17 protein-coding genes are annotated in these 14,268 nt (G+C 74.5%); 7 read left to right on the top strand and 10 right to left on the bottom strand.

Annotated features, from left to right (window positions below; genetic code table 11):
• Positions 1-9: 9 nt before the first annotated feature.
• Entirely contained in the window at positions 10-570 is a 561-nt protein-coding gene (locus tag JUB12_RS07380) for a hypothetical protein (RefSeq protein WP_205698972.1), read from the bottom strand.
• A 27-nt stretch (positions 571-597) separates the two neighbouring features.
• On the opposite strand from JUB12_RS07380, the gene JUB12_RS07375 reads away from it, so the two are divergent.
• Positions 598-1,227, top strand: coding sequence for a molybdenum cofactor guanylyltransferase (locus JUB12_RS07375; protein WP_205698971.1), 630 nt, complete (start codon positions 598-600; stop codon positions 1,225-1,227).
• A 19-nt stretch (positions 1,228-1,246) separates the two neighbouring features.
• Here the strand turns inward: JUB12_RS07375 and JUB12_RS07370 are convergent, their stop codons facing one another.
• Positions 1,247-1,840, bottom strand: a complete 594-nt coding sequence (locus JUB12_RS07370; RefSeq protein ID WP_205698970.1) for a PilZ domain-containing protein — start codon at positions 1,838-1,840, stop codon at positions 1,247-1,249.
• A gap of 60 nt (positions 1,841-1,900) precedes the next feature.
• The gene (gene moaA, locus JUB12_RS07365) at positions 1,901-2,896 is read right to left on the bottom strand and encodes a GTP 3',8-cyclase MoaA (RefSeq protein ID WP_205698969.1); all 996 of its coding nucleotides are present in this window, start codon (positions 2,894-2,896) and stop codon (positions 1,901-1,903) included.
• 23 nt (positions 2,897-2,919) lie between these two features.
• Between moaA and JUB12_RS07360 the strand changes: the two genes are divergently transcribed.
• Complete coding sequence (locus tag JUB12_RS07360; protein WP_205698968.1) at positions 2,920-3,333, top strand: hypothetical protein; 414 nt, start codon at positions 2,920-2,922, stop codon at positions 3,331-3,333.
• On the opposite strand, the gene JUB12_RS07355 is transcribed toward JUB12_RS07360, so the two are convergent.
• Both JUB12_RS07355 and JUB12_RS07350 read right to left on the bottom strand, forming a co-directional pair.
• Positions 3,330-4,217 carry a DUF72 domain-containing protein gene (locus JUB12_RS07355; RefSeq protein WP_205698967.1) on the bottom strand — a complete coding sequence of 296 codons (888 nt, stop codon included), beginning with the start codon at positions 4,215-4,217 and terminating at the stop codon, positions 3,330-3,332. The genes JUB12_RS07360 and JUB12_RS07355 overlap by 4 nt on opposite strands.
• 30 nt (positions 4,218-4,247) lie before the next feature.
• Positions 4,248-5,216: an LLM class flavin-dependent oxidoreductase gene (locus tag JUB12_RS07350; RefSeq protein ID WP_205698966.1), complete on the bottom strand. Its 969-nt coding sequence runs from the start codon at positions 5,214-5,216 to the stop codon at positions 4,248-4,250.
• 56 nt (positions 5,217-5,272) lie between these two features.
• On the opposite strand from JUB12_RS07350, the gene JUB12_RS07345 reads away from it, so the two are divergent.
• Positions 5,273-5,956, top strand: coding sequence for a hypothetical protein (locus JUB12_RS07345; RefSeq protein ID WP_205698965.1), 684 nt, complete (start codon positions 5,273-5,275; stop codon positions 5,954-5,956).
• Between the two features lie 213 nt (positions 5,957-6,169).
• Entirely contained in the window at positions 6,170-6,586 is a 417-nt protein-coding gene (locus JUB12_RS07340) for a hypothetical protein (RefSeq protein WP_205698964.1), read from the top strand.
• Here JUB12_RS07340 and JUB12_RS07335 read toward each other — a convergent pair.
• The 4 genes from JUB12_RS07335 to JUB12_RS07320 form a co-directional block, all read right to left on the bottom strand.
• Positions 6,583-6,753, bottom strand: a complete 171-nt coding sequence (locus JUB12_RS07335) for a hypothetical protein (protein WP_205698963.1) — start codon at positions 6,751-6,753, stop codon at positions 6,583-6,585. The two genes, JUB12_RS07340 and JUB12_RS07335, sit on opposite strands and share 4 nt — an antisense overlap.
• Entirely contained in the window at positions 6,750-7,700 is a 951-nt protein-coding gene (locus JUB12_RS07330; RefSeq protein ID WP_205698962.1) for a GTP-binding protein, read from the bottom strand. Before JUB12_RS07330 ends, JUB12_RS07335 begins: the two co-directional genes overlap by 4 nt.
• A gap of 42 nt (positions 7,701-7,742) precedes the next feature.
• Complete coding sequence (locus JUB12_RS07325; protein WP_205698961.1) at positions 7,743-8,360, bottom strand: hypothetical protein; 618 nt, start codon at positions 8,358-8,360, stop codon at positions 7,743-7,745.
• Between the two features lie 81 nt (positions 8,361-8,441).
• Entirely contained in the window at positions 8,442-10,424 is a 1,983-nt protein-coding gene (locus tag JUB12_RS07320) for a protein meaA (protein ID WP_205698960.1), read from the bottom strand.
• Between the two features lie 25 nt (positions 10,425-10,449).
• Between JUB12_RS07320 and JUB12_RS07315 the strand changes: the two genes are divergently transcribed.
• The 3 genes from JUB12_RS07315 to JUB12_RS07305 are packed head-to-tail and all read left to right on the top strand — an operon-like array spanning position 10,450 to position 12,380.
• A complete protein-coding gene (locus tag JUB12_RS07315; protein WP_205698959.1) occupies positions 10,450-11,280 on the top strand; it encodes an MBL fold metallo-hydrolase in 831 nt (276 codons plus the stop codon).
• Positions 11,281-11,303: 23 nt separating this feature from the next.
• A complete protein-coding gene (locus tag JUB12_RS07310) occupies positions 11,304-11,591 on the top strand; it encodes an ATP-dependent Clp protease adaptor ClpS (protein WP_205698958.1) in 288 nt (95 codons plus the stop codon).
• A 12-nt stretch (positions 11,592-11,603) separates the two neighbouring features.
• Positions 11,604-12,380: a SigB/SigF/SigG family RNA polymerase sigma factor gene (locus tag JUB12_RS07305; RefSeq protein WP_241004455.1), complete on the top strand. Its 777-nt coding sequence runs from the start codon at positions 11,604-11,606 to the stop codon at positions 12,378-12,380.
• A gap of 23 nt (positions 12,381-12,403) precedes the next feature.
• Here JUB12_RS07305 and JUB12_RS07300 read toward each other — a convergent pair whose 3' ends face one another.
• Positions 12,404-14,212 (bottom strand): methyl-accepting chemotaxis protein, encoded by a 1,809-nt coding sequence (locus JUB12_RS07300; protein WP_205698957.1) that lies wholly within the window; start codon positions 14,210-14,212, stop codon positions 12,404-12,406.
• Positions 14,213-14,268 lie beyond the last annotated feature (56 nt).

The raw sequence follows: 14,268 nt of genomic DNA, 5'->3' as shown, positions 1-14,268 counted from the left end.
AGGCACCTTTCAGTGGCGGTCTTCGGCCGCCGCTGGCGGCCGGGACTCCTCGGCGAGTGAGGTGATGGCGAGCGGGCCGCGGGCGGCGTCCTCGAGGACGCCGGTGGCCTCGACCTTGTCGCGCGCGTAGAGCTCGACGAGGAGGTGGACGACGATGCGCTCCTCCTCGTGCTTGTGGAAGCGCACGTGGGTGAAGAACTCGCGCGTGCCGTGGTCGCCGAAGGCCGCGAAGCTCAGCGCGTCGCCGGCCTCGGGTCCCGAGCAGGTCTCGACGTCGTCGGCATCGACCGTGACGGTGCACGAGGCGACCCACGGCGTGCCGGTGACCATCCGCTCCCAGCGGTCCTCCACGGCGCCCACCCGGCCGTCGGCGAAGGTCAGGTGAGGCTGGTCGTGCATGCACTCCAGGCACTGCACGACCGCCTCCTGCACCTCGTCGACCACCTCGGCGCGCTCGCCCGTCACCGGGTCGATGCGGTGGATGCCGTCGTAGTGGACCTGGACCTCCAGGTCGGTCGACCAGCACCGGTAGCAGCGCAGCCAGGGCCGTTGCGCGGCGAAGCCCTCCATCGAGCGGAGTCTATGCTCCGGCCCACGATGGCCCTCGGCACGGCGCGCGCACCGCTGGGCGCGGTCCTCGCCGGGGGCGCAGGACGCCGCATCGGTGGGGACAAGGCCGTGGTCGAGCTCCACGGGCGGCCGCTGCTGCACTACGCGCTGGACGTGCTGTCAGCCGTCGTCGACGACGTGGTCGTCGTGGCCAAGCGCGCGACCCGCCTGCCGCCGGTGGCCGGGCGCGCCGACGTGTGGGTCGAGCCCGACGAGCCGCGCCATCCGCTCTGCGGCGTGGTGCACGCGATCAAGCTCGCCCGGGGCCGTCCGGTCCTGCTGGTGGCGGGGGACCTGCCGCTGCTCGACCAAGCCACGCTGCGGGCGCTGCTGCGTGCCGACGCGGGCGGACGGGCGGCGGCGGTGGTGGCCCAGGCCGACGGGCGCCTGCAGCCGCTCTGCGCGCTCTACCGCCCGCGGGCGCTGGCGGGGCTCGAGGGCTTCGACGCGACGACGCGCACCCAGGAGGTGGTGGCGGCGCTGGACCCGGTCGTCGTCGACCTGCCCGACGGCCGGGTACTGCACAACGTCAACGCGCCGGAGGACCTCCTGCACGCCTCCGCGCTCATGCCGCCGCCGGCGCGGGGAACGCGCCGGCGGGGCCCGATCCGGGGGTAGCTCCGGAACGCCTTGGGGGCTAGGCGAGCGCCATCTTCTGGCGCTGGCGCTCGGCCACGAAGCGCGAGAGGGCGCGCTCGGCCGACGCCGGGAGCTCGTCGAAGCGCACGCCGCGGGCGCCGGCGGCGGTGCCGCGGACGACCTCGCCGTCACCGGCGACGACCTCGCCGCTCAGGTCGAGCGCGAAGCGGATGCGCCGGCCGACCTCGAGGGTCTGGGCGTCGGAGACGAGCATGCCGCCGACGCTGAGGTCGACGGTCTGGGCGAGCATGCGGCCGAAGTCCGGCGCGACGATCGCGGCGGGCACCTCGGCCTGCACGCGGACGAAGCGGCGGCGCTGGACGCGCTCGGGGGCGTGGATCGGCGCGAGGCTGAGCGCGCCGCCCTCCAGCGTGTGGAGGATGCCGTCGGTGCGGGCGGCGGCGCCGCCGGCGCGCCACTCCAGGGCGGCCTGGCACCAGCGCAGCTGGCCCGGGAGGCTGAGCGGCCCGCCGCACGGGGCGAGGCCGATGGCGTCGGTGGCCACGGAGGAGACCGTCGCGGTGCGGCGCCAGCCGCCGTCCAGGACGAGGTCCACCACCAGGCCGGGCTCGAGGAGTGCGGTCACGGCCACCGTGGTCGGACGGTCCTCCAGGACCTTGAGCCCAGGACCGTCGCTGCCGATGACCGGAGGTCAGCCGCCGATGGCGCTCATCGAGCGCTCGGGCTGCACGAAGCCCGGGTCGTTGACCCGGTGCTTGAGCTCCTTGCGCCAGACCGCGTCGCGGATGAGCCGCTCGAGCTCGGCGTCCGTGGCCCCGGCGCGCAGCGGGCCGCGCAGGTCGGTCTCGCGCAGGGAGAACAGGCACGTGCGCAGCGCGCCCTCGGCGGTGAGCCGCAGGCGGTCGCAGTCGGCGCAGAACGGGTTGCTGACCGGCTCGACGAAGCCCAGGCGCCCGGCGCCGTCGGCGAAGCGGAAGACGCGGGCCGTCGCGTGGGGCTCGCGCTCCTCCTCGACCAGTGGGCCGTGCTCGGCCTCGACGATCGCGCGGAGCTCCGCGCCGGTGAGGACGTCCTCGGGCTTCCAGGCGCGATCGGCGTCCAGCGGCATGAACTCGATGAAGCGCACCTCGAACGGGCGCTCGCGCGCGAAGGCCGCGAAGGGGAGGACCTCCTGCTCGGTGAAGCCGCGCAGGGCGACGGCGTTGACCTTGATCCGGCCTGCCCCGGCGGCGCGCAGCGCATCGAGCCCGCGGAGCACCTGGGGGAGCGCGTCGCGGCGCGTCATCGCGTAGAAGCGGTCCTGCTGGAGCGAGTCGATCGAGACGTTGAAGCGGTGGACGCCGGCGTCGACCAGCGCCGCGGCGTCGCGCTCGAGCAGGTAGCCGTTGGTCGTCAGGGCCAGGTCCTCGACGCCCTGGACCTCCCGCAGCATCCCCACGAGGCGCGGCAGGTCGCGGCGCACGAGCGGCTCGCCGCCGGTCAGCCGGACGTTGGCCACGCCCATCGACGCCAGCAGCCCGACCAGGCGCGTCAGCTCCTCGAAGGTGAGGACGGCGTCGCGGTCGAGCCACGGCAGCCCCTCGGCCGGCATGCAGTACTGGCAGCGGAAGTTGCACCGGTCGGTGACCGAGACGCGGACGTCCCCGATCCGCCGGCCGTGCCCGTCCACCAGGGCGTCGCGCTGCATCGGCCTCAGGCTACCCTGCCGCCGTGCGTCGCCCCGCCGCCTGCCTGCTCGCCGCCCTCCCCGCGCTGACCCTCGCCGCGTGCGGCAAGCAGAGCGAGCCCGAGCGGGTGCGCTCCGCCGTCGAGGGCTTCGCCGAGGCGACCCGCACGCAGGACTACCAGCGCATCTGCGACGACCTGCTGTCCCACGAGCTCGTCGCGACCGTCGAGGAGGCCGGGCTGCCCTGCGAGCTCGCCGTCCGCCGCGGCCTCGAGGGCACGAAGGCGCCGGCGCTCGAGATCCAGACGATCGCCGTGCGCGAGGGTCGCGCCTCGGTCGGCGTGCGGTCGACGGCCGAGGGCCAGAAGCCCTCCGACGACGTCCTCGAGCTCGTCCGCGAGGGCGACGACTGGCGCATCAGCGCGCTGGCCCAGCCTCGGACGGCGCCGCGCCGCTAGGCGGCGACGGCCTGTCCCAGCAGCTCGCGGGCACGCTCGGCGGCGACCGGCGCGTCGCTGCCGCGGTTGTTGTTGAAGACGAGCCGGACCTCCTGGGCCTCCTGCGAGAGCGCCTGCGCCCGGCCGACCAGCTCGCGCAGCTCGTCGTCGGCGTAGCGGTGGCCGAAGCGCTCGGCCACGGAGCGGCCGTGGACCCAGCCCTCGAGGTTGCGCCCGTGCGCGCGCACGTACGCCAGGCGCGCGTCCGTGACGGCGTCGAGCGGTGGCAGGAGCGTCGCCGGCTTGCCCTGCGGCGCGTCGACGCCCACCCACACCGCGCCGCGCTCCTCGTACCAGCCCAGCGTCCGCTCGCGCTCGTCGCGTCCCAGCCAGCCGCGGTGGCGCAGCTCGACGGCGACGGGATGGGGCGCGAGCGCCGCGACGAGGTCGTCGAGCTCGTCCAGCGCGTGCTTGCCCGGCGCGAACGCCGGCGAGAGCTGCAGCAGGAACGACGACAGGCGGCCGGCCTCCACCAGCGGTGCCGCGGCCTCGAGCGTGCGGCGCGCCAGCTCGGCCTCGAGCACCGCGTCGAGCCGGACGCGGCCCTTCGGCGTCGTGTCCACCGCGGCGCGCAGGTCGGCCGGCAGCGCGTCGACCTGCGCCGCGTGGCGGCTCAGCGCGCGGTGCAGCTTCCAGTCGAACGTGAAGCCCTCGGGCGTCTGGTCGACCCACCGCGCGACCGCCCGCTGGCCCGGCAGCGCGTACCAGGTGCTGTTGACCTCGACGCCCTCGAAGCGCTGCGCGTAGAAGCCCAGCCGGTCGCGGGCAGGCAGGCCGTCGGGGTACCACTCCGCGACGAAGCCGGGGTCCGCCCAGCTCGAGGTGCCGACGACGATGCGGCCCATCGTCGTGGCGCTGCCCGGTGGCGGCGGTCGCTACGCCCCGGCGGCGGCCCGCAGGGCCGCCTCGAAGTCCGTCTTGGCGATCGCGCCGACCGCGGCGGTCGTCGCTCCGGCCTCCTCGTAGCGCGCGATGCCTGCCCGCACCTGGTCCTCGTCGCCGATCGCGCAGAGGACGTCGAGGAAGCGCGTCGAGATCGCGTTGCCCATCGCCTCCGGGCCCTCCGGCGCCGCCGCGTCGAACGCCGCGAGGTCGTCGCCGAAGCCCGAGCGCTCGAGCATCGCCCGGTAGAACGGCAGCGAGAAGTACGGCAGCAGGTCCTTGCGCATCGCGGCGTGCGCCTGCGCCGGGTCCTCGACGCGGGCGGTCGGGACGGCGGCCACGACGTCGAAGCCCTCCATCGTCCTGCCCGCCGCCTCGCGGCCCTTGCGGACCTCCGGCACGACGACCTCGCGCACGTACTCGGGGTTGCAGAGCCACAGCATCACGCCGTCGGCGACCTCGCCGGCCAGGCGCAGCATCCGCGGCGACAGTGCCGCGACGTAGATCGGCAGGTCGGGCGCCTGGAGCTGGCGCTGCAGCTGGAACCCCGTCTGCCACTTCTCCCCGGCCGGCGGCTGCTCGCCGCGCAGGATCGCCCGCACGATGGCGACGTACTCGCGCATCTCGGACACCGGCCTGTCGATCGTCTGGCCGTGCCAGCCCTCGACCACCGGACGGTGCGAGACGCCGAGGCCCAGCACGACGCGCCCGCCGCTGAGCGCGCTGATCGTCGCGGCCGTCTGGGCCATCGTCGCGGGCGTGCGCGTGTAGATCGGCACGACGCCGGTGCCCACGCGCACGCGCTCGGTCGCCGCGGCGTAGGCGGTGAGCATCGTCAGCGACTCGGCGCCGTTGATGTGCGTGCAGAAGACCTGGTCGTAGCCGAGCTCCTCCACCAGGCGGACGCGGCCCAGGGCCTCGTCCACGGAGCGGCCGACGGAGACGAAGCACCCGCGGGACATGGCGGGAACCTAGCGGCGCCGTTGAAGAACCGGTTCGAGGTGTGTTGAATGCTCCCATGAGGGGGATCAAGTGGACTGCCGCACTGGCGGCCTTCATCGCGACGTCGGCCTTGATGACGTCATCCGCGCACGCTGGACTTGTGCGCAACCTGCTGAACGTGCTGCCGACGCACGTCGTGCCGCCGGTCGAGATCCCGCGCGGGCTCCTGCCGCTCTTGCCTGGGTGCTCAGAGAGCAACCCCGGCGGCATCTACTTCCTGCGCGAGTGCCAGGCGGACCTGGGCGCCGTGGCAGGCGCTTGCTACCGCCAGGACGAGTTCCGCGGCTACTTCATGGATCGCTCGTGCGCCCTGGCGGTCCGCGCAGAGGGGCTGGCGGCCGACGCCGCCTGCGCGCAGGCCGTCGACCGCTACCTCGGTCTGGGCGATCAACGGTCGTGCGGCGTGGCGGTGCAGGTCGGGGAGCAGCGCGTCGCGGCGCAGTGCGAGCACACGTACGTGGAGTTCCAGGGCACGTCGGACCGGACGTCCTGCGACGTAGCGGGGCATCGGCTCGACTGCGTCGAGGTGACGGGCTCAGCGGGGTCCCCCACCGACGAGTGCACCGTCACGCTCACCGGCACGCCCCTGGGCACCTGTCGGCTGACCGTGCTGGGGATCCACGCCTTGCAGGAGCCTCGGATCGACGTGACCCGGTCCGGCTGCGCCTTGCGGGGGCTCGGCACGCCACCGACGTCGTGAGCCCGAGCGGCCGGCCCCTGCGCCGGCCGCTCCGTCGTCATGGGCCGTTCGTCCCGGATGGGTCCTGACGCTCAAGTCATCCGCTGCGCCGCCGACTGCGAAGAGGGCGAAGGACCGTAGGCGCTCATACCCCCGTCATACGGAGCCGAGGCGGAGGTGACACGCGGATCGCCGACTGTCCTCCATGCCACCGCCGCACACCGGGACCGCATCGTGATCACCTCGCTCTACCTCATCGCCATCGTCGCCCCGCTCGTCCTCCTGGTCGGGGCCACCCTCTTCTCGCGCTCCGAGCAGACCCGCACGGGCGAGCCGGTCGCCCGCAAGGGCAAGACCCCGCGCCTGGCGGACGTCGCCCGGATGGAGCAGATCACCCCGGTCGCCGGGGCGCCCGCGCCCGGCACCCCGGCACTGCGTGCCGTCACCGGCATGACCCGTCCGACGCTCCCGACCCCGCAGGTCGTCCCGGTCGCCGAGGCGCTGCCCGCGTCGGCCACCGAGCGCCTGGCCCAGGTCGTCTCCTTCGGCGGCCCGACGGTCGCGTGCCTGGCCTGCGCCAAGCCGGTGCCGGCGCGCGCCACCGCCTGCCCGCACTGCGCCGCGCCGACGCAGCAGGCCCAGGCCGGCTAGCGGTCGTCGGGCTCGCGCTCGGCGTACACGACGAGCGCGACCGCCGCGAGCGCGAAGGCCATCTGGCCGAACGACATCGCGGTCCCGGTGTTCGCCGCGCCGAGCAGCTCGGCCAGCAGCGTCACCACGACGAACACCGCGGCGAGGACGAGGACGCCGCGGATCACCGTGCCGCCTCCAGGGCGCTGACGAGCGAGGCGACGTCGGCACCGTCGTCCTGACCGGCCAGCACCTTCTCGGCCGCCCGCGGGCCGCCGAGCTCGCGCAGCCCCGCCTCGCCGTGCTCGGCCACGAAGTCGGCCAGCGCGCTGGCGCGCCGCCGCCCCGCGCGATGGGCCGGCAGGTCGAGGGTCTCGCGGTGGCGGTCCAGCGCGGCGACGAGGTCGTCGAACCCGGAGACGGGGGAGACCGACGACACCGCGACCACCGGCGTGTCGCGCGCGCCCGCGGAGCGCAGCGCGGCGTGGAGGTCGCGCCGCGCCCGCTGGGCGATCTGCCCCAGGTCGGCCTTCGTGACGACGAGCACGTCCGGCACCTCCATGATCCCGCTCTTGAGGAACTGCAGCGCGTCGCCCGAGCCCGGCTGGACGACGACGGCGACGGTGTCGGCCACGTCGGCCACCTCCGTCTCGGACTGGCCGACGCCGACGGTCTCGATGACCACGACGTCGAAGGCGGCCGCGAGCGCGTGGGCAGCGGCCCGCGTCGCCGGCGCCAGCCCGCCCAGCCGCCGCCCCGCGGCGGTCGACCGGATGAAGCACCCGCGGTCCTCGGGGTCGAACGCGATCCGCGCGCGGTCGCCCAGCAGCGAGCCGCCCGAGCGTCGCGACGACGGGTCGACCGCCAGCACGGCGACCGTCCGGCCCTGCCGGCGCCACTCGGCCACGAGCTCGCTCAGCAGCGACGACTTGCCCGCGCCCGGCGGTCCGGTGACGCCGACGACGTGGCCCGGCGCCTCGCCCCCCAGCGCCCCGGGCGCCACGGCGCGCAGCAGCTCGGCGACCTCCTCGCGGGCCTGCGGCGTCTGGGTCTCGACCAGGTTCAGGACGGCCGGCGCCGCGGACAGGTCGCGGTCGCGCAGGCGCGCGCCGAGCTCGGATCCTGAGGGCCCCATCGGGCCGGGCACGCTAGCGATCGCGTGCCCGGCCCGGCTGGCTCAGCAGAAGACCGCGACGTGCACGTCCTCGTCGGTGAGCGTGCCGCCGTCGTTGAAGACCCGCACGCGCAGGGCCTGGGGGATCGCGGCGTTCTCGAGCTCGACCGTCGCATGGACCGACGGAGCAGCCTGCGCGTCGGCACTGCCCGCCGTCGCCTGCCACGTGCACGCGGCCACGCTGCGGTCGAAGTCGACCCGGTAGTTGCCCGGGGCGATCTTCGCCGTCGACACCGCGCCTGACTGACGGTCGATGGCCAACGGCGCCGTGTCGCCGTTGAGCACCGCCCAGAGCTTCGTCGCGTCGGCGCCGGCGTCGCCCTTGTCGCCCTTCTCGCCCTTCTCGCCCTTCTCGCCCGGGGCGCCCTTCGCCCCTGGCGCTCCCGCGGCCCCCTGCGGCCCGGTCGGCCCGCGCAGCGACGCGCGCTGGGACGCCGAGAAGTCCTTGACCTGCAGCGAGCCGTCCTTGACCTCGCTCGAGCCGACGGCGCCGGAGCGGATCTGGGTCGAGCCGACGGTGTCCTTCGCCAGCTTGGTCGCCGCGTAGGAGCTGCCGCCCAGGGCGACGAACACCGCGACCGTCGCCATGACGTTCGCGTACGACAGGTGCCTGCGGACCATCCGGTCCCTCCTCAGGTGGGGTTCGAGGAGGCCGACGCTCCCACGCCGCGCGCACGGCGTGGGAGAACTCGTTGGACGGCGCTAGGCGCCCGCGGTGGCGCCGTGCTCGGCGGCGACGAGCTCGACGATGTCGCGCATGATCGCCTGGAGGTCGAAGTCCTTGGGCGTGTAGACGCCCGCGACGCCGGCGTCCTTGAGCGGCTGGACGTCGGCCTCGGGGATGATCCCGCCGACGACGACCGGGGCCGTCACGCCGCGCTCGCGCAGGGCGGAGACGACGCTCGGGATGAGCTCGCGGTGCGAGCCGCTGAGGATCGACAGGCCGATGACGTGGACGCCCTCCTGCTCGGCGGAGGCGGCGATCTGCGAGGGCGTCAGGCGGATGCCCTCGTAGACGACGTCCATGCCGATGTCGCGGGCGCGCACGGCGATCTGCTCGGCCCCGTTGGAGTGCCCGTCGAGGCCCGGCTTGCCGACGAGGATCTTCAGCCGGCGGCCGAGCGCCTCGCTGACGCGGTCGACCTCCTCGCGCAGCGCGGCGAGGTCCTCCGCGCCGGTGCCGGCCGCGGCCTCGCCGACGCCCGTGGGGGCGCGGAACTCGCCGAAGGCCTCGCGCAGCGTCGCGGCCCACTCGCCGGTGGTGGCGCCCGCCTTCGCGGCGGCGATCGTCGCGGGCATGATGTTCTCGTCAGAGCGCGCGACCCGGGCGAGCTCCTCGAGGGCCTGGTCGACCGCGGACTGGTCGCGGTCGGCGCGCCACTGGGCGATCGCCTCGCGCTGCTGGACCTCGACCTCCGGGTCGACCGTGAGGATGCCGCCGTCGGCGCCCTGCACGAGCGGCGAGGGCTCGGAGTCCTCGTACTTGTTGAGGCCGACGACGACCTGCTCGCCGTGCTCGATGCGGCGGATGCGCTCGCGGTGGGAGTCCACGAGCGAGGCCTTCATGTAGTCCACGGCCTTCACCGCGCCGCCGTGCTCCTCCACGACCGCCATCTCGGCGCGGGCGCCGTCGAGCAGCTCCTGCACGAGGCCGTCCATGACCTTCGAGCCCTCGAAGATGTCGGGGTACTCGAGCAGGTCGGTCTCGAAGGCCAGGACCTGCTGGATGCGCAGCGACCACTGCTGGTCCCAGGGGCGGGGGAGGCCCAGGGCCTCGTTCCACGCCGGGAGCTGCAGCGCGCGGGCGCGGGCGTTGCGCCCCAGGGTGACGGCGAGCGCCTCGAGGACGATGCGCTGGACGTTGTTCTCCGGCTGGCTCTCCGTGAGGCCCAGCGAGTTGACCTGGACGCCGTAGCGGAAGCGCAGGTGCTTGGCGTCCTGCACGCCGTAGCGCTCGCGGCCGAGCTCCTCCCAGAGGATGCCCATGGCGCGCAGCTTCGCGTGCTCCTCGACGAAGCGCACGCCGGCGTTGACGAAGAACGAGATGCGCCCGAAGACCTTGCCCATGAGCTCCTGGTCGACGCGCTCGCGCACGGCGTCGAGCACGGCGATCGCGTTGGACATCGAGTAGGCGATCTCCTGCACCGGCGTGGCGCCGGCCTCCTGGAGGTGGTAGCTGCAGATGTTGATCGGGTTCCACTTGGGGACCTCGGTCACCGTGTAGGCGACCATGTCGGCGATGAGCCGCATCGAGGGCCCGGGCGGGAACGCGTAGGTCCCGCGCGCGAGGAACTCCTTGATGATGTCGTTCTGGGTCGTGCCCTGGAGCTGGTCCTGGGCGACGCCGTTCTCCTCGGCGGTCCCGATGTAGAGGGCCAGGAGCCACGCGGCCGTCGCGTTGATCGTCATCGACGTGTTCATCTCGCCCAGCGGGATGCCGTCGAGCAGCGTGTGCATGTGGCCCTTGTGGGCGACCGGCACCCCGACCTTGCCGACCTCCCCGCGCGCGAGCTCGTGATCGGGGTCGTAGCCCGTCTGCGTCGGCAGGTCGAACGCGATCGACAGGCCCGTCTGGCCCTTGGCGAGGTTGCGCCGGTAGAGCTCGTTGGACTTCTCGGCGGTCGAGTGGCCGGCGTAGGTGCGCATCATCCACGGCCGGTCGCGCTCGGGCAGGCGGTGCTCCATGGCTGGATCGTAAGGTGCGCGGGGCATGAGCGACGCCACGACGCACGCCGAGCACGACGTCCTGTTCCAGGGGACCGAGCAGGCGATCTGCTGCCACCGCTTCGACGACGTCCTGGTCGACCCGGGCCCGGCCTCCTCGGCCGACACGCTCGTGGCCTCGCTGCCCGACGACTTCGAGCTGCGCGCGGTCTGCCTCACGCACATCCACCTCGACCACGCGGGGGCCACGGGCGTCCTGCTGCGCCGCTGGCCCGACGCCGAGGTCTGGGTCCACGAGCGCGGCGCCAAGCACGTCATCGACCCGTCGCGGCTGGTCAGCAGCGCGACGCGCCTCTACGGCGAGGAGCGCATGAGGACGCTGTGGGGCGAGATCGTCCCCGTCGACGCGGCGCACGTGACGGCGCTCGAGGGCGAGTCCGGCTCGATCGGGCCCTTCGAGTGGCACTACACGCCCGGCCACGCGTCCCACCACGCCTGCTACCTGCACCGCGACACGGGCATCGCCTGCTGCGGTGACGTGGCCGGCGTGCGCGTGGGCGACGGGCCAATCCTGCCGCCCACGCCGCCGCCGGACATCGACGTCGAGGCGTGGGAGCGCTCGGCCGAGCTCGTGGCCGCCTGGGACCCCTCGGCGGTCGCCATCGCGCACTTCGGTACGTTCCCCGACGCCCGGCACCAGCTCGAGACGGTCATCAGCGAGCTGCACCGCCTGGCCGAGATCGCCCGCGACGGCGACGAGGACGTCTTCGTGCGCGAGATCGAGCGGCGCACGGGCGGCTCGGACGCGTACTTCCGGGCGATGCCGCCCGACACCTTGTACGGCGGGCTGCACCGCTACTGGGAAAAGCGGGCCTGACCCGCTTCAATGCACGGTCGTCCATGTCCCAGACGATCGAGCTCCCTCTCACCAGTGGTCCCGAAGGCGCCCTCGGCGGCGCCTGGCGCGTCATCGTGCGCAACGACGACCACAACACCTTCGACCACGTCGCGTTCACGCTCTCGCGCGTCCTGCCGGGCGTGACGGTGGACGACGGCTACCGGATCGCCGACACGATCCACCACCGCGGGCTCGCCGTCGTCTGGTCCGGACACCGCGAGCTGGCCGAGCACTACTGGGAGCAGCTCAACGACGCGGGGCTCACCATGGCTCCGCTCGAGCAGGGGTAGACTCCAGCGCCCTTGGACGAGGGCGGACACATCGCAAACGCCGCGCGTGCGGCGCGGGAGCAGGAGCTGCTGCGGCGCTACCACGTCGGCGGCGACATGCGAGCCCGCGACCAGCTCGCGGAGGAGATGCTCCCCCTGGCGCGCGCCCTCGCCGGGCGCTACGCCGGCCGCGGGGAGCCGCTCGACGACCTGGTGCAGGTCGCGTGCGTCGGGATCATGAAGGCCATCGACGGCTTCGACCTCTCGCGGGAGGTGCGGTTCTCGTCCTACGCCACGCCCACCGTGCTGGGTGAGATCAAGCGCCACTTCCGCGACAAGACGTGGTCGGTGCGCGTCCCGCGCGGCCTCCAGGAGCTCCAGCTCGTCGTCGCCAAGAAGCGCGACGAGCTCACCAACGAGCTGGGCCGCTCGCCGACCGTGCAGGAGCTCGCCGACGCCGTCGACGCCCCCTTCGAGGAGGTGCTGGCGACGATCCAGTCCGCCGGCGCCCGGCGCACCCGCTCGCTCGACGAGCCCACGGGCGAGGACGTCACGCTGGCCGACTCCCTCGGCGGCAAGGACGTCGAGCTCGAGCGCGCCGAGATGCGCGTCCTGCTCGACGACGCCATGGAGGTCCTCAGCGAGCGCGATCGCGAGGTCCTGCGCCTGCGCTTCGAGGCCGACATGACCCAGACGGAGATCGCCCAGCGCGTCGGCGTCTCCCAGATGCAGGTCAGCCGCATCATCCGCCAGTCGGTGAACAAGATGCGGCTGGACATCGAGCGCGCGAAGGCCGACCGGGCCGCCTAGGCCCGGCCGTCCGCGGGCGGCCGCTAGACGCTGAACGCCCGCGCGAGCTCGCGCAGCTCGGTGGCGACGGCCTTCAGCTCCTCCGCGGAGGTCTCGGCCTCGACGGCCGCGGCCTCGGTCTGCTGGACCGACGCGCTGAGCTGCTGGGTGGCGGCGGAGGTCTGCTCGGCGACGGCGCCCACGTCGCCGATCTCGCGCTCGACGTCGGCGCTGTGGCCCGCGATCTGCTCCGCGGCCTGCGCGATGCCGGCGACCCGGCCGTCGACGTCGTCGACGTGGCGGCTGATGTCCTCGAAGGAGGCCCGGGCCTCGGCGACGGTCTCGGCGCCCTCGCGGGTGCGGCCGGTCGAGGCGTCGACGAGCTCGACGGTGCGGGCGGTGTCCTGCTGGATCTCGCCCACGAGCTCGGCGATGCGGCTCACCGCGGTCTGGGACTCCTCGGCGAGCTTGCGGACCTCGTCGGCGACGACGGCGAAGCCGCGGCCCTGCTCGCCCGCGCGCGCGGCCTCGATGGCGGCGTTGAGGGCGAGGAGGTTCGTCTGCTCGGCGATGCCGCCGATGGTGTCGACGATCGAGCCGATGCGCTCGGAGCGCTCCCCGAGCAGGCGGATGGCCTCGGTGACCTCACCGGACGCCTCCCGGACGCCCTCCATCGCGCTCGTGGCGCGGGCGACGGCGTCGAGCCCGCCGCCGGTGGCCTGGCGGGCCAGGGCGGCCGCCTCGGCGGTGTCGCGGGCGGCGTCGGCGGCGCCGGAGCTGCGCTGGGCGACGTCGGAGGTGACGCGGGCCGCGGCGTTGATCGTCTCGACCTGGCGCTCGGCGCCCGTGGCGACCTCGCCGACGGCGCCGGCGATCTCGCCCACCGCCTGGCGGCTCTGGCGGGCACCGGAGGCCATGTGGTCCGCGGCGGTGCCCACGCGGTCGGCGGTCGCCGTGATGCGCCCGACGAGGCGGCGCAGCTCCTCGAGCATCCCGGCGAAGGCGCGGCCCAGGGCGTCGCGGTCCGAGGCGAGGCGGACCTCCTGGCGCAGGTCGCCGTCGGCGACGGCCTCGGCGCTCTCGCTGAGGGCGCGGAGGTGGTCGACGACGGCGGCGAAGGCACGGGTGGCCTCGGCGAGCTCGTCGTCCCCGCGCGCCTCGAGGTGCTGGTCGACGTCGCCCTCGGCGAGGCCGCCGGCGGCACGCGACAGCCCGCGCAGGCCGATCGTGAGGCGGCGCACCACGATGGTGGCGATGGCGGCGGCGAGCAGGACGCCGGCGACCGCGGCGAGGATGCCGAGCCGGCGCGCGCTGGCGGCGCTGGCCTTGGCGCGGTCCTCCGCGGCCTGCGCGCGCTGGGTGAGGCGCGCGGCGATCGAGCGGCTGCCGGCCAGGGCGCGGGAGACGAAGCCGTCGGCCTGGCGCAGCGCGGCCAGGGCGGCGGCGCGGTCGCCGCGGCGGACGGCGGGGAAGAGTCGCTCCTCGATCGTGGCGTCGTGCTGGCGGTCGAAGGTCGCCGCCGCGGCGGAGATGCGCTCGATCTCCGGGTCGCCGATGGCGGAGATCGCCTCCTCGGCGCTGACCGTCCCCTTCACGGCGTCGGCGAAGACCTGCTCGTAGCGGCGGTCGCCGGTCGCGGCGAGGAGGGCCTGAGCCGCGCGTTCGGCGGTCGTCCCCGCCACCTGGCGCTCGCCGGCGGCGGTGAGGGCGCCGGCCTTGCCGACGACCTGCCAGGCGTCCTCGGAGACGGCGGTCTTGTGCAGGCTGAGGCCGAGTGCCCCGATGAAGACGGCGATGACGGCGACGAAGGCGGCGCCCACGCGGCGCCCGACGGTCCAGCGGAACTTCAGCATGGAGGTCCTCCCCAGGACGGCCGCGAGGGACTGCGCGGCTCAAGCGGACCGATCGA

Origin of the sequence: Conexibacter sp. SYSU D00693, assembly GCF_017084525.1 — a bacterium.
Classification (GTDB): domain Bacteria; phylum Actinomycetota; class Thermoleophilia; order Solirubrobacterales; family Solirubrobacteraceae; genus Baekduia.
Note: the sequence above shows the minus strand (reverse complement) of the source record. Positions and strands in the feature narration are given on the sequence as shown.